The following is a 22,170-nucleotide window of genomic DNA, read 5'->3' as shown; positions in this document are numbered from 1 at the left end:
CGCAACGGATTTCAGGCGAGCACGGTGCCACCGTCGACCGTGAGGATCGTTCCGGTCGTCCAAGGCTGCGTCATCAGGTACAGGTAGGCGTGGGCGATCTCCTCGACCTCACCGACCCGTTGCAGGGGCAGCGTCCTGCCGACATCGGAGTAGAGCTGCTCGGCGTCGGGCCCCCACAGCGGGCTGCGCACCACGCCGGGGCTCACCGCGTTGACCCGTAACGGCGCCAGCTCGACCGCGAGTGCCTTGGTGAGCGCCTCGACGGCGCCGCAGATGCTCGCCGCGATCGCCCAGCCCGGTCCCGGCCGGTCCTTCGCGATGCCCGTGGTGAGGGTGATCGAGGTGGTGACCCGCGCGGCTTTGACGGCGTCGAGGACGCTGAAGTACCTGAGGCCGAAGAAAGTTCTCGCGCGGTCCCGGTCGAGGTCGTCGAGGGTCATCAGTTCGAGCGGCTCCCCGGCCGTGTACACGAGGTGGTCGATCTCGCCGATGGCCGCGAACGCGTCCGCGATGGCCACGGGATCGGTTAGATCAGCCGCGTGGATCTCGATTCCGTGCTGAGGCTGGGGTTTGCGCGAGACGATCGTGACCTGCGCGCCTTCCCGCTGGGCTGCTTTCGCCGTGGCGAGGCCGATTCCCGAGGAGCCGCCGAGGATCGCGACGCGCTGTCCGTCCAGTGTGGAGTTCATGGTTCCAGCGTGCGCTCCCGGCCGGCGCCGGGTCCAAGACCTGTCCGGTCGTCTGTCATACCCTGGGGGTATGGACCTGGACCTGCGGAAGCTGCGGTACTTCGTGGCGGTCGCGGAGCTGCTGAACTTCGGCCGCGCCGCCGAAGCCCTGCACATCGCACAGCCCGTGCTGTCGCGGCAGATCCGCGCGTTCGAGGCAGAGCTGAAGGTGCGGCTGTTCGACCGCTCGTCGAAGGGCACGACGCTGACCCCGGCCGGTGAGCGACTGCTGGCCGACGCACGCCCGTTGCTCGCGCAGGCGTCGGCGCTGCTGCGGCGGGTGGGCGCCGCGGACACGTTCACCGTCGGGTTCATGCCGGGCCTGATCGTGACGCCCGCGGTGCGGCTGCTGGCGTCGCGGCATCCCGGCCTGCGGGTCGACGTCCTGCGCACGACGTGGGAGGACCAGGTCGAGGTGATCCACGACGGGCGCGCGGACGTGAGTTACGTGCGCCTGCCGGTCGCCGAGGCCGGGCTGCGCCTGACGCCGCTGTTCACCGAGCCGCGCGTGGCCGTGGTGCCGGCGACGCATCGGTTGGCGGGCAAGGAAAGCGTGCTGGAGACGGACCTGTCCGGCGAGCGGCGCGTGCAGCACACCGACCCGCCGGGATTCCGGTCCGTGGAGGAGAAACTGGAGCACGTCGCGATGCACGGCGGGGTGGCCGTGCTGCCGTTGTCGACTGCGGTGTTCTACTCGCGCGACGACCTGGTGCACGTGCCGATCGAGGACATCACGCCGAACGAGGTGGCGCTGGCGTGGGCCGAACATCGCACCACGCCGTTGATCGCCGAGTTCGCAGAGATAGCTATCGCGATTGTCCAGCAGGTGTGAAGACGAAGCTGTCGCGGAACCCGCCGTCGCCACGCCGCGTCGCCATCAGCCGCAACTCCGGCATGAAGTGGAAGAACACGAGTGACCCCGACCTGTCCGGATAGCCGAGTGTCTTCGAGTACTTCGGATTGGTGCCGCCCAACCACAACGGCGGCTCGCCGTACTCCCCGATCACGTCGTCGAGCACGCAGTCCCGTTCGCCCAGCACACCGGGAATCCAGCTGTCCGCGTCCAGGCTGAGCCACCCCTGCCGATGCGCGAGATCCGCGTACACCGACGCCATGACGTCCTCACTGCGATGACCGAGCACGTCGTGCACGGCACCGCTCACCATCGCCGCGTTGGCCGCCCCGCGCGCCACCAGTGCGTCGAGCTCGGTCTGCCACCTGTCCGTGCGGTCGTCGGCGAACGCCAGCGCGTCGAGCAGCGTGAGGATCACCGGCTCGCCCCCGTACATGCCGGGACGGCGGACGGCGGCGTTGAGCTGACCGAGCAGGTAACCGCGTAAGTCGTCGAACGAGCGCATTCCGGTTGTTCTATCAGTTGCGCGGAGGTGAAACGCAATCGCCTTCGTCACCGACAGGAAGGTCAACTCAGCTGGGGAGGACACATGCGCGTCACCAACGAGCAGATCGTCGCGTACTGGGTCGAGCACGAGATCGACCTGGCCGTCGACTGGAGTGAGGCCCACGAACGGTGCTGGCGCTGCGGATACAAGTCCGGGCTGGAGAGGTGCCATATCGTGCCGGCGTCACTGGGCGGTGCCGACAGGGCCGACAACCTGGTGCTGCTGTGCGGCCGATGCAGTCGCGAGGCGCCCAGCCACCAGGATCCCCGGTACCTGTGGCGATGGCTGCGGGCGACGCGCACCGAGTCCTACGACACGTACTGGACGATCCGCGGCTGGGAGGAGTTCGAGATCATCTTCGGCCGGAAACCGCTGGCGTGCTTCACGGACGCAGGTGATCTGGCCGCGGAATGCCGCGATCTGGCTGCCGACGAGTTCGCGAAGACCATCGGCGACGTCGGGGAAAGCCGCCTCAACCCGTCGACCATCGCCTGCATGATCGCGGAGGTCGAGAAGAAACTGGCTCAACGCCACGGGATCACACTGCCGGACGCGGCCGGACCAGCAGCGCAGCCGTCCACAGGGCGACCTCGGGGGCGCCGAGCCGCGACGCGGTGAGCCGGAAACGACGGATGGGCGGCTCCGCGGAACCGCCCATCCATCACATCACTTCAGATCAGCTGCAGCCGGACGTGCTGCCGCAGCCCTCGCACAGGTAGCAGGACCCGGCGGGACGCATCTTCGTGCCACACGTCATGCACAGCGGCGCGTCAGCGGCCTTGCCCAGGTGCAGCTCCAACAGCTCGGTCGAGCTGCCGACCTGCTTCGGGGCAGCGGCGTCGACCTGAGCCGGAGCCGCCTCCACCGAGCCGCGCAGACCCTCGAGGTCCACATCGGACGAAGGCGTGCCGTAGTCGTTGGCCACCTGCGCCGAACGCTCGTCGGCGGTGAAGATGCCGAGCTGCGCGCGCTTGTCGTAGGACAGGTAGTCCAAAGCCAAGCGGCGGAACAGGTAGTCCAGCACGGAGGTCGCGATCCGCACGTCCGGGTCGTCCGTCATGCCCGCCGGCTCGAAGCGCAGGTTCTGGAACTTCGAGACGTAGAACTCCAGCGGGATGCCGTACTGCAGACCCACCGAGATGGACATCGAGAACGCGTCCATCACACCGGCCAGCGTCGAACCCTGCTTGCCCAGCTTGACGAAGATCTCGCCCAGGCCGTTGTCGGGGTACGAACCGGCGTGCAGGTAGCCCTCGGCGCCACCGACCGTGAACGACACGGTCTGCGACGGGCGCTTCTTCGGCAGGCGCTTGCGGACCGGGCGGTACTCGACGAGGGTCTCGGTCTTGGCCTCGGCGCCCTTGTTCGCGCCCTTGCCCGCCGACAGCGGCTGGCCGACCTTGCAGTTGTCGCGGTAGATCGCGAGCGCCTTCAGGCCGAGCTTCCAGCCCTGGTAGTAGATCTCCTCGACGTCCTCGATCGTCGCCGTCTCCGGCATGTTGACCGTCTTGGAGATCGCGCCGGACAGGAACGGCTGCGCGGCCGCCATCATCCGCACGTGGCCCATGGGCGCGATGGAACGCTCGCCCATCGCGCAGTCGAAGACCTCGTAGTGCTCACGACGCAGGCCCGGCGCGTCCACGACGTGGCCGTGCTCGCCGATGAACTCGACGATCGCCTCGATCTGCTCGTCCTGGTACCCCAACGACTTCAGCGCGCGCGGCACCGTCTGGTTGACGATCTGCATCGAGCCGCCGCCGACGAGCTTCTTGAACTTGACCAGCGCCAGGTCCGGCTCGATACCGGTGGTGTCGCAGTCCATCATCAGGCCGATGGTGCCGGTCGGCGCCAGCACGGACGCCTGGGCGTTGCGCCAGCCGTTCTTCGCGCCGATCTCCAGCGCCTGCTGCCACGCCTCGGTCGCGACCTTGTGCACCGACGAGTCGTTCGCGTGGTACGTGCGGATCAGGTCGTTGGCGGCGGCGTGCTTGCGCATGACGCGCTGGTGCGCCGTCTCGTTGCGCTTGTAGCCGTCGTAGGCGCCGACGATGCCCGCGAGCTCCGCGGAACGGCGGTACGACACACCCGTCATCAACGACGTGATGGTCGCCGCGAGCGCGCGGCCGCCCTCGGAGTCGTACGCGTGGCCGGTCGCCATCAGCAGCGCGCCGAGGTTGGCGTAGCCGATGCCGAGCTGGCGGAACTTGCGGGTGGTGTCCGCGATCGGCTCGGTCGGGAAGTCCGCGAAGCAGATCGAGATGTCCATCGCGGTGATGATCAGCTCGACGGCCTTGGCGAACGTGACGGCGTCGAACTTGCCGTCGTCACCGAGGAACTTCATCAGGTTCAGCGACGCGAGGTTGCAGCTGGAGTTGTCCAGGTGCATGTACTCCGAGCACGGGTTCGACGCGGTGATGCGGCCCGACTCGGGGCAGGTGTGCCAGTCGTTGATCGTGTCGTCGTACTGGATGCCGGGGTCGGCGCACTCCCACGCGGCCTTCGCGAGCTTGGTGAACAGGCCCTTGGCGTCGACGCTCTCGATGACCTCACCGGTCTGGCGGGCGCGCAGGCCGAAGTCGTTGCCGCCCTCGTAGGCGTGCATGAACTCGTCGGACACGCGGATCGAGTTGTTCGCGTTCTGGTACTGCACCGACACGATGTCCGCGCCACCGAGGTCCATGTCGAACCCGGCGTCGCGCAGCGCGCGGATCTTGTTCTCTTCCTTCGCCTTGGTCTCGATGAACTCCTCGACGTCCGGGTGGTCGACGTCGAGCACGACCATCTTCGCGGCACGACGGGTCGCGCCACCGGACTTGATGGTGCCCGCGGACGCGTCGGCGCCGCGCATGAACGACACCGGGCCGGACGCGGTGCCGCCGGAGGACAGCAGCTCCTTGGAGGAACGGATGCGCGAGAGGTTCAGGCCGGCACCGGAGCCGCCCTTGAAGATCAGGCCCTCCTCGCGGTACCAGTTCAGGATCGACTCCATCGTGTCGTCGACCGCGAGGATGAAGCACGCGCTGACCTGCTGCGGCGAGCTGGTGCCGACGTTGAACCACACCGGCGAGTTGAAGCTGAACACCTGGTGCAGAAGCATGTAGGTGAGCTCGTGCTCGAAGATCTCGGCGTCGGCCTCGTTCGCGAAGTAGCCGTGCTCCTTGCCGGCACCCACGTACGTCTTCACGACGCGGTCGATCAGCTGGCGCAGCGACTTCTCGCGCTTGTCGCTGCCGACGGCACCGCGGAAGTACTTGCTGGTGACGATGTTGGTGGCGTTCACCGACCAGAACTCGGGGAACTCGACACCGCGCTGCTCGAAGTTCACCGAGCCGTCACGCCAGTTCGTCATGACGACGTCGCGGCGCTCCCAGGTGACCTCGTCATAGGGGTGGCGGCCTTCGGTGGTGTAGACGCGCTGGACCTTCAGCGCGGCAGGCTTCGCAGCCGCCCGTGCGGCTGTCTTCTTGGCTGAGCCGCCGACGGTCTCGGTCACGGTGGATCTCCCTCGTACTGGTGCTTAGAAAGATGGTGTGGGCACGCGCTTTAGTGCACGCGGATCACTGCTCGGCCGGTACTTCCTCGGCTCTGGCAGTGCGAAGATCAAGAATTTCCTTCTCGAAGTCCTCGACGGACGAGAAGGACCTGTAAACGCTCGCGAAGCGCAGATAAGCGACCTCGTCGAGCTCACGCAGGGGGCCGAGAATGGCGAGGCCCACCTCGTGACTGGCGATTTCCGCACATCCCGTCGACCGGATCGACTCTTCCACTCGCTGGGCGAGCTGCTGGAACGCGTCCTCGTCGACCGGGCGGCCCTGGCACGCCCTGCGCACGCCGACGACGACCTTGTCGCGGCTGAAAGGCTCCGTCACCCCGGAGCGCTTGACCACGGCGAGAACCGCTTCTTCGACCGTGGTGAACCTTCGGCTGCAGCTGTTGCAGGAGCGACGGCGACGGATCACCTGACCCTCGTCGACCTCACGGGAGTCCACCACCCGCGAGTCCGAATGGCGGCAGAACGGACACCGCACGTCAACTCACCCCTTCCCAGCGCAGCACCCATCGCAGCAGCCACACTGGTCGGGTTACCCACAACCTGTGGACTACTTACAACGGTGTAACCACTAGATGTAGGGGTAGAACCTAGATCGCAGCGGACGCCGACGCAACTCGACACGGCGCGTCGCGTGTCACTCAGTTGGAGGAACCGTCAGCGATCAGGGGTGATTACACAACGATGCCCGCGCATGACGCTGAGTTCACGTCACCGCGGGCACGGAAACACAAGATGTAGGGGCGGCCCTACGGCGTGACCCCCACCTGCTGGAGGTAGAGCACACCGAGAGCGATGACCGTCAGGGCGCTCAGCACGCCGACGGCGACGAGCTCGAGCGTCGACTCGCGCTTCGGCCGGACCTCGCACGAGCTCGACTCGCGCGACGTCGGCACCGCGACCGGCCGCGGCTTGGTCGCCGGGCGCCTCGGCATGACGCGGGGACCCGAACGGAGTGGACGTCCCGCTGCGACGTCCGCGTCTTCCGCAACGCGCAACCGCTTCTCGACGAGTACCGCCATGACGACCTCCATCGCAGGTCAACCACCATGATCGAACAGGGGTTCGATCGAACGTCCGTGCGAATTTCTACCAGACCGACTCGCCGAACGCCACAACACGCGCCCAAATACCTCGAACAGGTGTTTGATCTGTGCAGCAAACACGACTACCGTCGACCACGAAGATCGACGGAGGCCGGAATCCCATTCGAACTGGGGGCGGCGAGGAGGACAGCGACCGTGGCAGGCAAGACGATCGAACCGGACCCCGCTCTTGTGACGACAGAGGTGAGCGAGATCGCGGGAAACGCCGGCCTGACTTTGCGGCAGCGCAAGGTGCTCGATGTGATCCGCGACTGGGTCGACCGATTCGGCTACCCGCCGAGCGTGCGTGAGATCGGTGAGGCCGTCGGCCTGACCTCGACCTCCTCGGTGGCGTACCAGCTGCGCGCGCTGGAGCGGAAGGGCTTCCTGCGCCGCGACGCGAACCGTCCCCGCGCGGTGGGCATGCTGCCCCCCGAGATCGACCCCGGACTCGACCCGATGTCCAAGCCGACCCCCGCGTACGTGCCGATGGTCGGCCGGATCGCGGCCGGTGGACCGATCCTGGCGGAGGAGTCGATCGAGGACGTGTTCCCACTGCCACGCGAGATCGTCGGCGAGGGCGAGCTGTTCCTGCTGCGCGTCGTCGGTGACTCGATGATCGACGCCGCCATCACCGACGGCGACTGGGTCGTGATCCGCAAGCAGCCGACCGCGGACCAGGGCGAGATCGTCGCCGCCATGATCGACGGCGAGGCGACCGTCAAGACGTTCAAGCGCAAGGACGGCCACGTGTGGCTGATGCCGCACAACACGGCCTACCAGCCGATCAACGGCGACGAGGCCACCATCCTCGGCAAGGTCGTCACCGTGCTCAGGCGTCTCCCCTAACTTCTCCTCGGGCTCTTTTTCTTCTTCTCGAAGAAGTCGAGCCACTTCTTCTGCGTGGACTCCATGTCCACGACGACGAACGCGAAGAACTGGCCCATGTCCTTGAGGCGCGCACCCACTGGCGTGTCGGGTCCGAATATCTCGGACCCGTCCAGTGCGGTGTGCGCCCACACGGAGTTGCGCTCGGCGCTGGACAGCCACGCCCGGTACCAGAGGTCGTCGTCCAGGAAGTAGCGCATCCGCTTGCCATCGCGCTCACCGCGCACCAGGTCCAGCTCCTCCAGGTAGCTCGTCGACCGCGAGATCGTGCCCGGACTGACCGACAGCCTCAGCACCAGCTCGGTCGCCGTCAGGCTGCCCTTGTCGGTCATGAAGATCTCGGCGAGGATCCGCGCCGCCGTGAGCGTGAGCCCGGTCTGCCGGAACACCCCGACCAACCGCAGGTGAAACTCCTGCACCTTCCCGGGTCTCCGGTCGAACGAGTAGGCCTCTTCGTCGATGTCGAGGTCGTCCACCGCGGGCATCCGGCGCATCGCCCGCTCTGCCGCGGCACGGTGCGCGGCCCCCGGCCGATAGTTGTTGTGGCCCCCGTTGCGGGCCACCTCCCGCTGGATCGTCGAGGCAGGCCTTTGCAACCGCCTCCCGATTTCGGAGTACCCCAGCCCGTCCCACAGGAACTGGGCGATGAGCTGGCGTTCCTCTTCATCTAGCCGCTTACCAGGCACTACTGCATCGTGCCTTGCCCTCCAGGCCATTGCAATGAGTCTTTTGACTTCGTCCGCAAACGTTTTTAGCTTGCAAGGAGGGGAAAGACCTCGTTGCAAGGGGGAGGCAATGCCACTCAGCCCGATGACGTACCCGGACGGGCACGTCGGCTGGCGAGCGCACGACCATGCCACCGTGCGTGCCGTGCTCGCCGACAGCCGCTTCAGCATCCGCCCGGATTTGATGCACAACCCGTTCGTTCCCGGCAGCCCCGGCGACGCGCCGCCGTCACCGCCCGGAGCGTTCGCCGACCACGACCCGCCCGGCCACACCCGCTACCGCGCCAAGCTCACAGGCCAGTTCACCGTCCGGCGGATGCGCGTGCTCGCCGAACGCCTCGAAGCGATCACCGCCTCGCACCTGGACTCGTTCGAGGCCCAGGGCTCGCCCGCGGACCTGGTCGAGCACTTCGCGGTGCCGGTGCCGGGCCTGATGATCTGCGAGTTGCTCGGTGTCCCGTACGAGAGACGCGCGGAGTTCCAGCAGGACGCCATGTTCCTCACCGGTTTCAGCGGCGAGGAGACCGAGGCGATGTTCGCCGCGTTCGAACGTCTTCAGCAGTTCATGCTGGAAATGGTCGCGGCAAAGCGCGCGCACCCGACCGACGACGTGCTCGGTGATCTGGTCAGCGCGGAGGCCGAGAGTTCGGAGGGAGCTCTCACCGACGACGAGATGGCCACGATGGGCATGATGTTGCTCGGCGGAGGCCTCGACACGACGACGAACATGCTGTCGCTCGGCACACTCGAACTCATGCGCTCGCCGGCACGGGTGGACGCGATGCTCGCCAATCCCGACGCCGCCGTCGAAGAGCTGCTGCGATATATCAGTCTGACGCCCGCGACGGCCCGCACCGCTCTAGCGGATGTCGAGATCGAAGGCACCCTCGTGCGCGAAGGCGACACCGTCTTCGTCGAGTTGGGCTCCGCGAACCACGACCCCGCCCGCTACGCCGACCCGGACGTCCTCGACCTCGCTCGCGGCGCGGCGGGGCACCTCGCGTTCGGCCACGGCATCCACCAGTGCATCGGCCAGCACCTGGCCCGGATCGAGCTGAAGATCGCCTTCCCTGGCCTCTTCACCCGCTTCCCGAAGCTCCGCCTGGCCGTCCCCGAAAGCGAGCTCCCCCGCCGCGCGAGCCTCGTGATCGGCGGCCTGGAACGCCTGCCCGTCGCCTGGGACTGACCACTCGCAACCGATATATCAGTGCGTCTGGTCGCTGCTCTTCACCGCCTTAGCAATGAGTCTTTTGACGACGTCGTCCAAAGACACATTGCTAAGCTGCAGGTCAGCAGGCTGAAGGTGGAGCGGCGTTGTGGGAATCTGCTGTTCGTGGCCAAAGAGTCTGGCGAGACCTCACCGTTCACCGAAGCCCAGATCGTGGACTGGTTGGTCGACGAGTGCCGGGACGTCGCCGGCCGCACCACGGCCGTGATGATCTCCGGCGATCGCATCTTCGCCACTGGTGGCACGGTGATCGCACTTGCCGCGACCGTCGCCGTTGGTGGCGGCAGGGGCTACCTGTTGATGTGGTTGCCGCTGGCCGTGTCGATCGTGATCCTTCACGGCCTCTATCTGAACAACACGGTGCGGAACCTGGTGGGATATCAGATCGGACTGGAGAGGGAGATCGCGCGGTGGTCAGGTCTTCCGTTGATCATCTGGCAATCGCGCATCCGCAAGGGTGAACGGTCTCACCGACAGTTGACGACTCTGCTGCTGGCCGCCGTCGCCTACGCGTATCTGAGCCAGCGCGGAGCGGTGAGAGCTGCGGCGAGGCAGGTCGAGGAGGCCTTCGCCGGAACCTCACCTGGCGCCGGCTGATCAGCCGGTCAGGCTCGGCGGCGCAGACGCAGGCGGAGGCCGATGACTAGGGCGGCGATCAGGACGACGCCGCCGAGCGTCAGGGCGAGAGGCCAGTTCTGCCAGGAGCTCGACGATGACGGCGGTGCAGCCTGGGGCTGGTCGGCCGCGGGTGGCGGAGGCGTTGTCGTGGTCGGCGCGGGGGGCTGGGCCAGTGCGGCGGCGCCCGGTACCGCGCGGATCGGAGTGTTCACGCCTTCGGAGGCGGAGAGCAGGGTGCCGTCCGGGTCGAAGGCGATGGCCTCGCCCTGGGGTTCGTTGGCCAGCGGGACGCGGACCGGGTCGCCGGCGAGGGCCTTGACGATGTCGCCGTCTCGGACCGGGTAGAGGTAGGCGTCCGTGTAGGTGCGCAGGGCGATGACGGAGCCGTCGGCGGTGGAGGCGGCGCCGGTCACCAGGCGCGAGTCGAGGGTGCCTTCCAGGGGGCCGCCCGGGGTGTCTGTCGTCGACAGCGAGACGCGGGCGACCTGCTCCAACGGGACTGATATATCGGTTTGGAGTGGGGCTGTGGGGCGATATACCAGTGCGGAGCCGAGAGGTTCCTTGGTGACGATGTACGGGATACCGGACTTGTCGAGGAGGAGGGCCTCGGCGTCGTGGTGGCCGTCCGGGTAGGTGAGGCGGTACCGCTCCACGGCACCCGTTGGTGAGACCTTGTGCAGGGCGACCGTGGAGCGGGACTTGTTGTTGTCGCCGGTGTCGCAGGCCCAGAGGGTGCCGTCCGGCGTCATCGCCAGGTCCTCGACGTCGAACGGGTCGACGGGCGCGGTGATGGTGCGTTTGATGACGCAGTCACGGCCCATGACCTGGATGCGCAGCGTGCCGTTGTCGCTGTCGTTGACGGCGAACAACTGGGTGCCGTCGGACGTGAGCCCGGAAAGCTCTTGCATTGCTACCGGGCACACGTCCACCGGCGGAGGCGGGATCAAGCAGGCGTTCCGTTCGTCGCGAACGGTTCGAGCACTCCGGCGAGATCCGGGCGCACGCGGGCGCTGAGCAGCGTGCCCGACTCCGTGTGCTTCTCGGACAGCACCTCGCCGTCGCGGTGCACGCGCGCGACAACCTCGCCACGTGCGTACGGGACTAGAGCCTCGACCACGACCTCGGGACGGGGCATCAGCTCAGCGATGCGGGCCCGGAGCTCTTCGATGCCGAGGCCTGCGTGCGCCGACACGAACGACGCGTCCGGGAACAGGTGCCGCAGCCGGGCCAGGCCCAGGTCGCCCACCGCGTCGATCTTGTTCACGACGAGCAGCTCGCGCGGCATCGGCGTGTCGTTCTTCTCGTTGATCTCGGCGAGGACCTCGCGCACGGCGGTGACCTGCTTCTCCGGCATGCTGTCGGAGCCGTCGACCACGTGCACGAGCAGGTCGGCCTGGCCGACCTCCTCCAGCGTCGAGCGGAACGCCTCGACCAGCTGATGCGGCAGGTGGCGGACGAAGCCGACCGTGTCCGTCAGCGTGTACGGCAGGCCCTCCGGCGTCAGCGAGCGGCGCGTCGTCGGGTCGAGAGTGGCGAACAGCGCGTCCTCCACCAGGACGCCGGCGTCGGTCAGCGCGTTGAGCAGCGAGGACTTGCCCGCGTTCGTGTAGCCCGCGATGGCGACGCTCGGGATCTCGTTCGCGACGCGGCGGCTGCGCTTGGTCTCGCGGATCACCTTGATCGCGGCGAGCTCACGGCGGAGCTTCGAGATGCGGTCGCGGATCCGGCGCCGGTCGGTCTCGATCTTGGTTTCACCGGGACCGCGCAGACCCACACCGCCGTTGCCGCCACCGGCACGACCACCGGCCTGGCGCGACAACGTCTCACCCCAGCCGCGCAGGCGGGGCATCAGGTACTGCAGCTGGGCCAGCTCGACCTGGGCCTTGCCCTCCTTGGACCGCGCGTGCTGCGCGAAGATGTCCAGGATGAGCGCGGTCCGGTCGATGACCTTGACCTTCAGCCTCTCCTCCAGCTGACGCAGCTGGCCGGGCGAGAGCTCGCCGTCGCAGATCACCGTGTCCGCGCCGGTCGCCTGCACCACGTCCCGCAGCTCGGCCACCTTGCCGGAACCGATGTACGTCGCGGGGTCCGGCTTGTCACGCCGCTGCACCACGCCTTCGAGCACCTCGGAACCCGCGGTCTCGGCGAGGCGGGCCAGCTCGGCGAGGGACGCCTCGGAGTCCGCTGCCGTGCCCTCGGTCCACACCCCGACGAGCACGACCCGCTCCAGGCGAAGCTGCCGGTACTCGACCTCGGTGATGTCCTCGAGCTCGGTCGACAACCCGGCGACACGACGCAACGCGGCACGTTCGACGCGTTCGTAGTCACCCGTCGAGAAGTCTTCCTCTTCCCACGTCGAGTCGAACTCGGGGTCGAACTCTGTGCTCTGGATGTTTTCCGTCATTTGCCCTTCATCGTCCCATGGACCTTCAGTCCCCCGGATACACCGCGAGGTAGATCGCCACACGGGGAACTTCCGGTCTGACCGGTTGCGCGGCCAGCTCATCCATCAACGAAGCGAGCCGCTGCTTTAGTTCCTCGGGGTCGACGGTGACGACCAGGCGGCTCTGATCCACGTCACTGAGCCCGATGTCGGCAACCTCGCCGAGGAAAGCGTGCAGCATCGCCTCACCGACGGCGACCATATTTTCACTGTTGTCGAGCTGCCAGGACAGTCCTGTCGACCGATAGGGGATCTCTTTGGCACCCCGGTTGCCCGCGCGGGGCGGCATGGCCTCGAGGAACCCGGCGGCCACGAGCTTGCGCACGTGGTGCAGCGTCGTGGCCGGGTCCTTGCCGAGCCGCTGCGCCAGCTCCTTGTTGGTCAGCGGCCGGTCGAACGTCAGGCGGATCATCCGCAGCCGCAGGTCGGAGCTGAGAGCTGCGGCTTCTTCTTTCGTCGCGGGCCGTCGCTTGCGGGAGAGTGCCACGCGCCCAGTCTAAGTGATTGACAGTTTCCAATCACTCAGCGCAGACTCGTCGACATGGCGCTTTGGGGGCACCCCGACTTCCGCAGGCTCTGGATGGGCGACACCATCAGCCAGTTCGGCGCGAACGTCGGCATGACGGTCATCCCGCTGCTCGCGGCGGGTGTGCTGAACGCGACACCGTTCGAGATGGGTCTGCTGGCCGCGGCGAGCATGATGGCGTTCCTGCTGATCGGCCTGCCCGCGGGCGTGTGGGTCGACCGGATGCGCCGCAAACCGTTGATGATCGCGATGGACGTCTCGCGCGCCGCACTGCTGCTGAGCGTGCCCGTCGCGTGGTGGCTGGATCTGCTCACGCTGCCGCAACTGATCGCGGTGAGTCTCGCCGTGGGCGTGTGCACGGTGTTCTTCGACGTCGCCTACCAGTCGTACCTGCCGTCGCTCGTCGGACGCGGCCAGCTCGTCGAGGGCAACTCGAAGCTGCAGGCCAGCCTGTCGGTCGCGGAGGTGTCCGGGCCCGCGATCGGTGGCTACGCGGCGCAGTTCCTCGGCGCGGCCAACGGTGTCCTGGCGACCGGCGTGGGCTACCTGAGCTCGGCGTTCTTCCTGCTCCGGATCAAGACGGTGGAACCGGCGCCGGAACGCCACCCCGACCCGCACCTGCGTCGCGAGATCGGCGAGGGACTGCGGTTCGTCTTCGGCAACACCACGCTGCGCATGATCGTGGCCTGCACCGGCACGTCGAACTTCTTCCACGGCATCCAGAACGCCGTGATGATCCTCTTCCTGCTGAACGTCGTGGGGCTCAGCGAGGGAACGGCCGGCCTGCTGCTCAGCGCGGGCGGTGTCGGCGGCGTGCTCGGCGCGGCGTTCGCGTACCGGATCGGGCTGCTGGTCGGGCAGGCCAGGATGATCTGGCTCATCCCGATGCTGACCTGGCCGTTCACCCTGACGCTGCCGTTCGTGTCGGACGGGTGGGGCCTGGTGCTGCCGATGGCCGGCTCGGCGGTGTGCGTGTTCGGGATCGTCGTCTACAACGTCGGCCAGGTGAGCTATCGACAGGCGATCTGCCCTGATCACCTGCTCGGCCGGATGAACGCCTCGATCCGCTGGGTGGTGTGGGGTTCGACGCCGCTGGGCGCGCTGCTGGGCGGCGGGCTCGGCACCTGGATCGGCATCGTGCCGACGCTGTGGGTCTCGCTGGTCGGCTCGATCCTGGGAATGTTGTGGGTGTTGTTCTCACCGTTGCGGACGATGCGTGACCTGCCGACCGAAGCTAGCGTCGACGCCCATGGCTGATACGCGGGTGCTGCGGGACGGTCTTCACTTCGGCGAGGGACCGCGACGCGGCCCCGACGGACGCCTCTACTACTCCGACTTCTACGCGGGCGAGGTGCACGCGCTCGACCTCGCCACGGGTGAGGACGAGCTCGTCGTCGCCTTCGACGGCCAGCCTTCGGGCCTCGGCTGGCTTCCTGACGGCCGCATGCTCGTCGTGTCGATGCTCGACCACACCGTCCGCCGCCTCGAGGGCACGGACCTGGTCCTCCACGCTGATATATCGGATATCGCGACCTATCACGCCAACGACATGCTCGTCGACGGCGAGGGTCGCGCGTATGTCGGCAACTTCGGCTTCGATCTGCACGGCCTCATCACCGAGGTCGGCATCCCCCGGCTCCTCGAACCGGACTTCGACCCGCCGGGCGCCGCGCTCGCCCTCGTCCAGCCAGACGGAGCCGTCAGCGTCGTCGCCGAAGACCTCAAGTTCCCGAACGGCATGGCGCTCCTGCCCGATCCGTCCGGCGAGTCCGAGAGCGGCAATATATTGGTCATCGCCGAGACCGTTGCATTCAAGCTGACTTCGTTTTCGGTCGACCGAAACGGATCGTTGCAAAACCGCAGGTTGTGGGCCGATGTGAAGGAGTTCGGCATCGCGCCGGACGGGATCGCGGGAGACGGGGACGGCGTGTGGGTGGCGCCGGCGTTGCAGGCGGCGGCGTTCCGGGTGACCGAGGGCGGCAAGATCACGCACCGGGTCGAGACGACGCAGACGTGCTTCGCCGTCGCCGTCGTCGACGACAAGCTGGTGTGTCTGACGGCACCGGATTCGCACCCGGACGTGGTCAAGCCCGAGCGGCTCGGGAAGGTCGAGGTCTACGACCTCAACTGATATATCGGAAGCGATATATCAGTTACGCGAGGGCGTCCCACCAGGACTTGTCGAGCTCGCCGCGCGCGACGAGCACGGCGGGTCCGGTGAGCGTCGAGGTCGTCAACTCGATCGTGACGAAGACCTGGCCGCCGAGGACATCGACGGTCGCCGAGCCGGTGGTGCGGCCCTGGCCCGCGAGCCACGAGGCGACGGACGCGACGGTGCCGGTGCCGCAGGAACGGGTCTCGCCGACGCCGCGCTCGTAGACGCGCATCTTGAGAGCGCCGCCACGGGGAGAGTCGGCGTCGAGGACGTTGATCAGCTCGACGTTGACGCCGTGCGGGAAGATCACCGGGTCGAAGCCGGGCGGCACGGTGAGGTCGAAGCCGTCGACCGGGGTGTCGACGACGCACGCGAGGTGCGGATTGCCGACGTCGACCGCGAAGCCGCCGATGCCCTGGCCGTCGACCGCCGCGATGGACGTGCCGGTGACGCGCGCGGGGCCCATGTCGTTCGTGACGGAGCCGTCCGGGTGCGTGATGACCGTGCGGTCCCCCGCCCGCGTGCCCACGACGAAGGAACCCTGCGGCTGGTGGCCCGCGTCGACGAGGTAGCGGGCGAAGACGCGCAGGCCGTTGCCGCACATCTCGGCGATGGAGCCGTCGGCGTTGCGGTAGTCCATGAACCACTTGCCCTCGACCCGCACGACGCGCAGCACGCCGTCCGCGCCCAGGCCGCGCTGCCGGTCGCACAGCGCCTGGACGCGCGCCGGAGTCAGGTCCAGCTGGTCATCTAGGTCGGGCAGGATGACGAAGTCGTTCTCCGTGCCGTGCCCCTTCACGAACTCCACGGGACCAGGTTACCGGCGGCCGTCAAAAGATCCGGCCGAGCACCGTCGAGCCAGGTGATGCGCTGGTCACGCCGGAACCACGACCGCTGCCTGCGCACGAACCGGCGGGTGGCGCGTTTGGTCTCCTCGGCCGCGAAGTCGATCGTGCAGGCTCCGTCCATTGCGGACAGCACCTGCTGGTAGCCCAGTGCGCGCGAGGCCGTCTTGCCGTCGCGCAGGCCGATCCGGACCAGAGCGCGCACCTCGGCCTCCAGGCCGGACGAGAACATCACGTCCACGCGCCGGTCGACCCGCGAGTCCAGTTCGGACACCTCGCGGTCGACGCCGATCTGGACGGTGTCGTAGCGGGCGGGCCCTGGCTTGGGGAGGTTCGCGGAGAACGGCTGACCGGTGAGCTCGATGACCTCCAGCGCGCGCACGATGCGGCGTCCGTTGGAGGGCAGGATCGCGATCGCGGCGGCCGGGTCGAGCGTCTGCAGCCGCTGGTGCAGCACCTCGGGGCCGACCGACGCCAGCTCCGCCTCGAAACGCTCCCGCACGGCGTCGTCAGTGCCGGGGAACTTCAGGTCGTCGAGCACCGCCTGCACGTACAACCCCGAACCGCCCACGAGGATCGGCGGACGGCCCGAGGCGAGCAGCCGTTCGATGACCGCGCGCGTCTCCCGCTGGTAGGCCGCGACGGACGCGGTCTCGGTGACGGAGAGGACGTCGAGCAGGTGATGCGGGATGCCACGGCGCTCCGCCACGCTCATCTTCGCCGTGCCGATGTCCATGCCGCGGTAGAGCTGCATGGCGTCGGCGTTGACGACCTCTCCCCCGAACCGCTCCGCCAGCGCGACGGCGAGGTCGGACTTGCCGGTCGCGGTGGGTCCGACGACAGCGATGGGCGTGATCAAGGGCGCTCCCAGACTGCGACGTGGTAGCCCACGCCGAACGGTGCGAAGAACTCGGCACTGGAGCAGCGCCACGGTCCGGGCACGCCGGCGAGGACCTGCCACGCCGCACGGCCCTGCGCGCCCAGCTCACGGGCGAGTTCGACGTCGAGGTCGAGCAGGCCGGACGCGTCAGCGGCGGCCAGCAGAGTGTGAACGTGCGCGTCGAACGGTCCCGAACGCGCGTCGTCAGAGCCCGGCGAGCGCGGGCCGTGACGGGTCGAACCGTCGCCCAGAATCAGCAGGCCGGCCGACTCGGCGGCGATTTGTTGTCCAAACGAGACACATTCGGATGGGGCCAGATCACGAGGTATGAGCTCAACGCGTGACACTTCGACTGCGCACTGTTCCCGGAGCCACGCGGTGATTAGCACTGGCAACGGAATTCGGGGGTCCGGGACCGTGTCACCCCCGAGTGTCACGGGTATGTCGACGCCATATCCGAGAAAAGTTCCGGAGAGCGGCGGCACCACCGTGGCCGGCCCGCTGTCGTCCACCGCGACAGCAACCCATGGACCGGGCAGTTTTCCTGCTGCGGCAAGGGTTGCGGCGCGCACGGACTCGGTTTCGGCGGCGGCTCCCGCGACCAGTTCTGGCACCAGAAGAGGTGGGTGCGGCACCACCGCGGCACGGGTGATCACGACGAACCAGGCTACCTATCGTGGACTCCCAGTACCGAGTCGAGCTCTGACCTGTTTGAATGCGCGCGGGGAACTGGGGACGGGAGACCCTCCAGCGCCCGTATTGCATCGGCCCCGCCAGTGGCGGGGCGCCCGTGGCAGGCACGGGCGTCAGATGGGAGGAACCGGCGATGTCGGAGCAGGACAGCACACCGGACGTCGTGACGGAGGCCGCCCCCGCGGAGGGTGCAGCCGAGGTCGCGGCCGAGGGTGGAGTCGAGGAAACGCCGAAGGAGACCGCACCGCAGGCGACGCCTCCGGCCGTCCCCGTGGCGTCGGACCACCCTGACCGCTGGGGGCGCGTTGACGCCGACGGCACCGTGTACGTGAAGACCGACGACGGCGAGCGCGCTGTCGGGTCGTGGCAGGCGGGCGAGCCGGTCGAGGGCCTCGCGCACTTCGCGCGCCGGTTCGACGACCTGCGCACCGAGGTCGAGCTGCTCGTGTCGCGGCTCGCGTCCGGCGCCGGCGACCCGAAGCACGCCATGACCAGCGCGAAGCACGTCAAGGAGCAGCTGGCCGAGGCCGCCGTCGTCGGCGACCTCAAGGCGCTGGCCGCCCGTGTCGAGCACGTGCTGGAGCGGGCCGAGGCGGGCATGGAGAAGGCGAAGGAGGCCAAGGAGGCCGCCCGCGCCCAGTCCGTCGCGCGCAAGCAGGCGCTGGTCGACGAGGCCGAGTCGATCGCGAACGAGTCGACCCAGTGGAAGGTCGCGGGCGACCGGCTGCGCCAGATCCTCGACGAGTGGAAGACCATCCGCGGCGTCGACCGCAAGACCGACGAGCAGCTGTGGCGCCGGTTCTCGAAGGCCCGCGACGCGTTCAACCGCCGTCGCGGCTCGCACTTCGCGGACCTCGACCGTCAGCGTTCGGTCGCGAAGACCTCCAAGCAGGCGCTCGTCGAAGAGGCCGAGAAGCTCATCGACTCCGACGACTGGGGCCCCACGGCCGGTCGCTACAAGGAGCTGATGGTCGAGTGGAAGGCCGCCGGGCGTGCGCCCAAGGAGGCCGACGACGCGCTGTGGCAGAGGTTCCGCGCCGCGCAGGACGCGTTCTTCCAGAAGCGTTCCGAGGCTTTCAGCGAGCGTGACGCCGAGTTCTCGGCGAACGCGAAGCTGAAGGAGGAGCTGCTCGCCGAGGCCGAGGGCATCGACCCGTCGACCGACCTCGAGGCGGCGCGCAACGCCCTCTACAAGATCCAGGAGCGCTGGGACGCGATCGGCAAGGTGCCGCGCGAGCGCATCCGCGAGCTCGAGGGCAAGCTGCGCACGATCGAGGAGAGGGTCCGCGGCGCGGTCGACGCGCAGTGGCGTCGCTCCGACCCCGAGGCCGAGGCGCGTGTGGCGCAGTTCCGCGAGCGCGTGGAGCAGTTCGAGGCGCAGGCGGCGAAGGCTCGTGCCGCGGGCGACAAGCGCCGCACCGAGCAGGCCGAGGCCCAGGCCGCGCAGTGGCGTGAGTGGCTCGCCGCCGCCGAGCAGGCGCTGGCGACCCGCTAGTTCCGACGTCGAAGGCCTCCTCTCCCCGCGCCGGGGAGAGGAGGCCTTCCGCGTGTTCAGGCGACGAGGCGCCAGTGCTGGTCCGGGGTGCCGGTGCAGTTCGTGATGTAGAGCCAGCTGCCGTTGTCGTACGTGCCGTTGTTCGCGACGCTGAGGCAGCCGCCGAACTTCACGCTCGCGTACTGGGTGGTCTGCGCGCGCCACAGCTGCGCTTCGGTGCCCGAGCAGACGTTCGCGACCACGTGGTCACCGCGTTCGGGGTCGTTCACCGGCTCCAGGCAGCGGTTCACCTGCTCGTTGCGGATGCGGAAGACGCCCTCGGAGAACTCGCGCACCCAGTGGGGCTGGTAGCTGGGGTTCGTGCCCGGCGGATGCCGGTCCCACACGACCGCGTCGTGGAACTGGTTGTCGTAGAAGTCGATCGCCTTCTGATCGTTTCCGGACGGCAGCAGGTAGCCCGGTCCGTCGTTCGCCGGCTTCGTGGCCGCCGGCTGCTGCTGGACCGCGGGTTGTTGCGGGACCGTCGGCGGGAGCGGCTTCGGCGGCTGAGCCTTGGGCACAACGGGCGGCTGGGTCGTCACCGGGACGGAAGTCGTCTCCGCGGACGAGAGCGTCGAGGCGAGTGGCGGAGTCGACGACGCCGCCAGCACACCGGCGGGTTTGGTGCCGCTGCCCAGGTTCGAGACGACCACGAGCAGAGCGACCACCACGGCGAGAGCTACCGCGGCGATCCGGAGCAGCAACGAACGCTTCGGCGCGAAGGTGATGTTGACGTCGCGGCCGACGTTGCCGATCTGAGCGGCACCACCGTCGACGTTTTGGGTCGTGTTCGTGGCGTCGGCCATCCCAGTGCACCTCGACTCCCATTTGACGAGAAAGGAATCGGGAAGGTGCTCTTGTTCATTACAGCTGGGGCGGCCGGGAAGCCGCGATCCTCACCCACTTCACCAGCAGCACGATCACCGCGATCACGGCGATGATCAGACCGGCGCCGGGACCGGGTCCGATCGCCTTGTTGCTCGTCGTCGTCTGCTGCGTCCAGATCGACAGCACACCCGTCACCGAGCCCGCGAACAGGCCCAGCGTGCACACCCACGCCAGACCCCAGCGGCGCACCGCGAGCGTGATGCCGGAGCCGATGACGCCGATGCCGAACGCGAAGAACGAGAACAGCCGGGGCACGAAACTCGGCGACTCACCCAGCACGACGCTCAGCCCCGTGGTCTCACCGACCCACGGCAACACCAGAGACACCAGCAACGCCAGCACCGCGATCGAGATCGTCAACGCGCCGGTGCCGGGATCGATGCGCTTGGCCGCCTGCTGCTCCACCGCGTCGATCTCCTTGCGCAGGTACTCCTCTTCGCTCACTGGGCCGCGCACCCGGACACGGCGGGCAGCGGCGCCGGAGCACCGAACGACGGCAGGCCGAGGCCGACGCCCGCGGTCTTGGGCTTGATGCCCGCCTCGGAACGGTCACCTGCCTTGGTGCGGCGCCAGGTCAGCGGTTCGCCGTCCGCGACGAGGTAGTGCGGGGCCGCGTACGTCACGACGGTCTCGACGACGTCGCCGGGACGCGGAGCCGTGGCGCCGGGCGTGAAGTGCACGAGGCGTCCGTCGCGGGCGCGGCCGCTCATCCGGTGCGTCTCGGCGTCGCGCTTGCCCTCGCCGGTCGCGACGAGGACCTCGACCGTGCGGCCCACCTGTTCGATGTTGAGCTGGTGGGTGATCTCGTTCTGCAGCGCGACGAGACGGTCGAACCGTTCCTGCACAACGGCTTTCGGCAGCTGGTCCGGCAGGTCGGCGGCCGGGGTGCCGGGGCGCTTGGAGTACTGGAACGTGAAGGCGGACGAGAACCTGGCCTTGCGCACCACGTCGAGCGTGCCCTGGAAGTCCTCCTCGGTCTCACCGGGGAAGCCGACGATGATGTCCGTGGTGATCGCGGCGTCCGGCATCGCGGCGCGCACCTTCTCGATGATGCCCAGGTACTTCTCGGTGCGGTACGAGCGCCGCATCTCCTTGAGCATGCGGTCCGAACCGGACTGCAGCGGCATGTGCAGCTGGTGGCACACGTTCGGCGTCTCGGCCATGGCGGCGATGACGTCGTCGGTGAAGTCCTTGGGGTGCGGCGAGGTGAAGCGCACGCGCTCGAGGCCGTCGATCTCACCGCAGGCGCGCAGGAGCTTGCCGAACGCCAGCCTGTCGCCGAACTCGACGCCGTAGGAGTTGACGTTCTGGCCGAGCAGCGTCACCTCCAGCACGCCCTCGTCCACCAGCGTCTGGACCTCGGCGAGGACGTCGCCGGGCCGGCGGTCCTTCTCCTTGCCGCGCAGGGACGGGACGATGCAGAACGTGCAGGTGTTGTTGCAGCCCACCGAGATCGACACCCAGCCCGAGTAGGCGGAGTCGCGGGTGGCCGGCAGGGACGAGGGGAACGTCTCCAGCGATTCGAGGATCTCGACCTGCGCCTCCTCGTTGTGGCGCGCGCGTTCGAGCAGCACCGGCAGCGAGCCGATGTTGTGCGTGCCGAACACGACGTCGACCCACGGGGCGCGGCGGACGATCTCGCTGCGGTCCTTCTGAGCGAGGCAGCCGCCGACGGCGATCTGCATGCCGGGCTTCGCGGTCTTCTGCGGGGCGAGGTGGCCGAGCGTGCCGTACAGCTTGTTGTCGGCGTTCTCGCGGACCGCGCAGGTGTTGAAGACGACGACGTCGGCCTGCTCGTCCTCGGCGGCCCGCGCGTAACCGGCATCCTCGAGCAGACCGGCGAGCCGCTCGGAGTCGTGCACGTTCATTTGACAACCGAACGTGCGAATCTGGTAACTGCGGGTCACTGCAACCAACCTTTCGTCGGGTGCAAGCGTAGAACGCCCCCGTGGCACGATGCGCAGGTGCTGGGACGAATGCATGC

Annotated in this window: 23 protein-coding genes; 8 read left to right on the top strand and 15 right to left on the bottom strand. The window is 68.2% G+C overall.

Features of this window, described 5'->3' with window-relative positions; translation table 11 throughout:
• Positions 1-11: 11 nt before the first annotated feature.
• Positions 12-689 carry an SDR family oxidoreductase gene (locus tag ABZ345_RS14090; RefSeq protein WP_359847197.1) on the bottom strand — a complete coding sequence of 226 codons (678 nt, stop codon included), beginning with the start codon at positions 687-689 and terminating at the stop codon, positions 12-14.
• A 70-nt stretch (positions 690-759) separates the two neighbouring features.
• Between ABZ345_RS14090 and ABZ345_RS14085 the strand changes: the two genes are divergently transcribed.
• Positions 760-1,560 carry a LysR substrate-binding domain-containing protein gene (locus tag ABZ345_RS14085; RefSeq protein WP_359847195.1) on the top strand — a complete coding sequence of 267 codons (801 nt, stop codon included), beginning with the start codon at positions 760-762 and terminating at the stop codon, positions 1,558-1,560.
• Here the strand turns inward: ABZ345_RS14085 and ABZ345_RS14080 are convergent.
• A complete protein-coding gene (locus tag ABZ345_RS14080; RefSeq protein ID WP_359847192.1) occupies positions 1,535-2,086 on the bottom strand; it encodes a hypothetical protein in 552 nt (183 codons plus the stop codon). The two genes, ABZ345_RS14085 and ABZ345_RS14080, sit on opposite strands and share 26 nt — an antisense overlap.
• Positions 2,087-2,170: 84 nt before the next feature.
• Between ABZ345_RS14080 and ABZ345_RS14075 the strand changes: the two genes are divergently transcribed.
• Positions 2,171-2,746, top strand: coding sequence for an HNH endonuclease signature motif containing protein (locus ABZ345_RS14075; protein ID WP_359847189.1), 576 nt, complete (start codon positions 2,171-2,173; stop codon positions 2,744-2,746).
• Positions 2,747-2,804: 58 nt separating this feature from the next.
• On the opposite strand, the gene ABZ345_RS14070 is transcribed toward ABZ345_RS14075, so the two are convergent.
• From ABZ345_RS14070 to ABZ345_RS14060, 3 genes are all read right to left on the bottom strand, one after another.
• Positions 2,805-5,621, bottom strand: a complete 2,817-nt coding sequence (locus tag ABZ345_RS14070; protein WP_359847186.1) for a vitamin B12-dependent ribonucleotide reductase — start codon at positions 5,619-5,621, stop codon at positions 2,805-2,807.
• Positions 5,622-5,685: 64 nt separating this feature from the next.
• Positions 5,686-6,156 (bottom strand): transcriptional regulator NrdR, encoded by a 471-nt coding sequence (gene nrdR / locus ABZ345_RS14065; RefSeq protein WP_359847184.1) that lies wholly within the window; start codon positions 6,154-6,156, stop codon positions 5,686-5,688.
• A 271-nt stretch (positions 6,157-6,427) separates the two neighbouring features.
• Complete coding sequence (locus ABZ345_RS14060; protein WP_359847181.1) at positions 6,428-6,700, bottom strand: hypothetical protein; 273 nt, start codon at positions 6,698-6,700, stop codon at positions 6,428-6,430.
• Positions 6,701-6,955: 255 nt separating this feature from the next.
• Here ABZ345_RS14060 and lexA point away from each other — a divergent pair, with 255 nt between their 5' ends.
• Entirely contained in the window at positions 6,956-7,612 is a 657-nt protein-coding gene (gene lexA / locus ABZ345_RS14055; RefSeq protein WP_359847527.1) for a transcriptional repressor LexA, read from the top strand.
• Here lexA and ABZ345_RS14050 read toward each other — a convergent pair.
• Positions 7,609-8,337 carry a helix-turn-helix domain-containing protein gene (locus ABZ345_RS14050; protein WP_359847179.1) on the bottom strand — a complete coding sequence of 243 codons (729 nt, stop codon included), beginning with the start codon at positions 8,335-8,337 and terminating at the stop codon, positions 7,609-7,611. The genes lexA and ABZ345_RS14050 overlap by 4 nt on opposite strands.
• Before the next feature lie 109 nt (positions 8,338-8,446).
• Here ABZ345_RS14050 and ABZ345_RS14045 point away from each other — a divergent pair, with 109 nt between their 5' ends.
• Together ABZ345_RS14045 and ABZ345_RS14040 are read left to right on the top strand one after the other, a co-directional pair.
• Positions 8,447-9,562: a cytochrome P450 gene (locus ABZ345_RS14045; RefSeq protein WP_359847175.1), complete on the top strand. Its 1,116-nt coding sequence runs from the start codon at positions 8,447-8,449 to the stop codon at positions 9,560-9,562.
• Between the two features lie 21 nt (positions 9,563-9,583).
• Positions 9,584-10,201, top strand: a complete 618-nt coding sequence (locus tag ABZ345_RS14040; protein WP_359847172.1) for a hypothetical protein — start codon at positions 9,584-9,586, stop codon at positions 10,199-10,201.
• Positions 10,202-10,209: 8 nt separating this feature from the next.
• Here the strand turns inward: ABZ345_RS14040 and ABZ345_RS14035 are convergent, their stop codons facing one another.
• Genes ABZ345_RS14035 through ABZ345_RS14025 form a run of 3 tightly spaced genes read right to left on the bottom strand, consistent with a single transcriptional unit; the run spans position 10,210 to position 13,152 of the window.
• Positions 10,210-11,130 carry a hypothetical protein gene (locus tag ABZ345_RS14035; RefSeq protein WP_359847169.1) on the bottom strand — a complete coding sequence of 307 codons (921 nt, stop codon included), beginning with the start codon at positions 11,128-11,130 and terminating at the stop codon, positions 10,210-10,212.
• 35 nt (positions 11,131-11,165) lie between these two features.
• Complete coding sequence (hflX, locus tag ABZ345_RS14030) at positions 11,166-12,626, bottom strand: GTPase HflX (protein ID WP_359847166.1); 1,461 nt, start codon at positions 12,624-12,626, stop codon at positions 11,166-11,168.
• A 25-nt stretch (positions 12,627-12,651) separates the two neighbouring features.
• A complete protein-coding gene (locus ABZ345_RS14025) occupies positions 12,652-13,152 on the bottom strand; it encodes a helix-turn-helix domain-containing protein (protein ID WP_359847163.1) in 501 nt (166 codons plus the stop codon).
• 54 nt (positions 13,153-13,206) lie between these two features.
• On the opposite strand from ABZ345_RS14025, the gene ABZ345_RS14020 reads away from it, so the two are divergent.
• Together ABZ345_RS14020 and ABZ345_RS14015 are read left to right on the top strand one after the other, a co-directional pair.
• Entirely contained in the window at positions 13,207-14,448 is a 1,242-nt protein-coding gene (locus ABZ345_RS14020; RefSeq protein ID WP_359847161.1) for an MFS transporter, read from the top strand.
• Positions 14,441-15,322, top strand: coding sequence for an SMP-30/gluconolactonase/LRE family protein (locus ABZ345_RS14015; protein ID WP_359847158.1), 882 nt, complete (start codon positions 14,441-14,443; stop codon positions 15,320-15,322). The genes ABZ345_RS14020 and ABZ345_RS14015 overlap by 8 nt, the downstream gene beginning before the upstream one ends.
• A gap of 22 nt (positions 15,323-15,344) precedes the next feature.
• Here the strand turns inward: ABZ345_RS14015 and dapF are convergent, their stop codons facing one another.
• From dapF to ABZ345_RS14000, 3 genes are read right to left on the bottom strand one after another with little or no spacing between them, the layout of a single operon-like run.
• Positions 15,345-16,154 (bottom strand): diaminopimelate epimerase, encoded by an 810-nt coding sequence (gene dapF, locus ABZ345_RS14010; protein WP_359847155.1) that lies wholly within the window; start codon positions 16,152-16,154, stop codon positions 15,345-15,347.
• Positions 16,142-17,050 carry a tRNA (adenosine(37)-N6)-dimethylallyltransferase MiaA gene (gene miaA, locus ABZ345_RS14005; protein ID WP_359847152.1) on the bottom strand — a complete coding sequence of 303 codons (909 nt, stop codon included), beginning with the start codon at positions 17,048-17,050 and terminating at the stop codon, positions 16,142-16,144. The genes dapF and miaA overlap by 13 nt, the downstream gene beginning before the upstream one ends.
• Positions 17,047-17,727, bottom strand: coding sequence for a hypothetical protein (locus tag ABZ345_RS14000; RefSeq protein WP_359847149.1), 681 nt, complete (start codon positions 17,725-17,727; stop codon positions 17,047-17,049). Before ABZ345_RS14000 ends, miaA begins: the two co-directional genes overlap by 4 nt.
• Positions 17,728-17,897: 170 nt before the next feature.
• On the opposite strand from ABZ345_RS14000, the gene ABZ345_RS13995 reads away from it, so the two are divergent.
• Positions 17,898-19,259: a DUF349 domain-containing protein gene (locus ABZ345_RS13995; protein ID WP_359847146.1), complete on the top strand. Its 1,362-nt coding sequence runs from the start codon at positions 17,898-17,900 to the stop codon at positions 19,257-19,259.
• A 56-nt stretch (positions 19,260-19,315) separates the two neighbouring features.
• Here the strand turns inward: ABZ345_RS13995 and ABZ345_RS13990 are convergent, their stop codons facing one another.
• Genes ABZ345_RS13990 through miaB form a run of 3 tightly spaced genes read right to left on the bottom strand, consistent with a single transcriptional unit; the run spans position 19,316 to position 22,093 of the window.
• On the bottom strand, positions 19,316-20,104 hold the full coding sequence (locus ABZ345_RS13990; protein WP_359847143.1) for a ricin-type beta-trefoil lectin domain protein: 789 nt from the start codon (positions 20,102-20,104) through the stop codon (positions 19,316-19,318).
• A gap of 58 nt (positions 20,105-20,162) precedes the next feature.
• Positions 20,163-20,630, bottom strand: coding sequence for a hypothetical protein (locus ABZ345_RS13985; protein WP_359847140.1), 468 nt, complete (start codon positions 20,628-20,630; stop codon positions 20,163-20,165).
• A complete protein-coding gene (miaB, locus tag ABZ345_RS13980; protein WP_359847137.1) occupies positions 20,627-22,093 on the bottom strand; it encodes a tRNA (N6-isopentenyl adenosine(37)-C2)-methylthiotransferase MiaB in 1,467 nt (488 codons plus the stop codon). Before miaB ends, ABZ345_RS13985 begins: the two co-directional genes overlap by 4 nt.
• Positions 22,094-22,170 lie beyond the last annotated feature (77 nt).

The sequence above is a fragment of the Lentzea sp. NPDC005914 genome (assembly GCF_040629405.1).
Lineage (GTDB): Bacteria > Actinomycetota > Actinomycetes > Mycobacteriales > Pseudonocardiaceae > Lentzea.
This window is presented reverse-complemented; position numbering and strand designations above follow the sequence as displayed.

Excerpts from the sequence above, each read along its gene's own strand:
- ABZ345_RS14090 (WP_359847197.1), bottom strand. The coding sequence starts at position 689 with ATGAACTCCACACTGGACGGACAGCGCGTCGCGATCCTCGGCGGCTCC.
- ABZ345_RS14085 (WP_359847195.1), top strand. The coding sequence starts at position 760 with ATGGACCTGGACCTGCGGAAGCTGCGGTACTTCGTGGCGGTCGCGGAG.
- ABZ345_RS14075 (WP_359847189.1), top strand. The coding sequence starts at position 2,171 with ATGCGCGTCACCAACGAGCAGATCGTCGCGTACTGGGTCGAGCACGAG.
- ABZ345_RS14060 (WP_359847181.1), bottom strand. The coding sequence starts at position 6,700 with ATGGCGGTACTCGTCGAGAAGCGGTTGCGCGTTGCGGAAGACGCGGAC.
- ABZ345_RS14015 (WP_359847158.1), top strand. The coding sequence starts at position 14,441 with ATGGCTGATACGCGGGTGCTGCGGGACGGTCTTCACTTCGGCGAGGGA.
- hflX (WP_359847166.1), bottom strand. The coding sequence starts at position 12,626 with ATGACGGAAAACATCCAGAGCACAGAGTTCGACCCCGAGTTCGACTCG.
- ABZ345_RS13995 (WP_359847146.1), top strand. The coding sequence starts at position 17,898 with ATGTCGGAGCAGGACAGCACACCGGACGTCGTGACGGAGGCCGCCCCC.
- ABZ345_RS14045 (WP_359847175.1), top strand. The coding sequence starts at position 8,447 with ATGCCACTCAGCCCGATGACGTACCCGGACGGGCACGTCGGCTGGCGA.
- ABZ345_RS14020 (WP_359847161.1), top strand. The coding sequence starts at position 13,207 with ATGGCGCTTTGGGGGCACCCCGACTTCCGCAGGCTCTGGATGGGCGAC.
- ABZ345_RS13990 (WP_359847143.1), bottom strand. The coding sequence starts at position 20,104 with ATGGCCGACGCCACGAACACGACCCAAAACGTCGACGGTGGTGCCGCT.
- ABZ345_RS14035 (WP_359847169.1), bottom strand. The coding sequence starts at position 11,130 with ATGCAAGAGCTTTCCGGGCTCACGTCCGACGGCACCCAGTTGTTCGCC.
- ABZ345_RS14080 (WP_359847192.1), bottom strand. The coding sequence starts at position 2,086 with ATGCGCTCGTTCGACGACTTACGCGGTTACCTGCTCGGTCAGCTCAAC.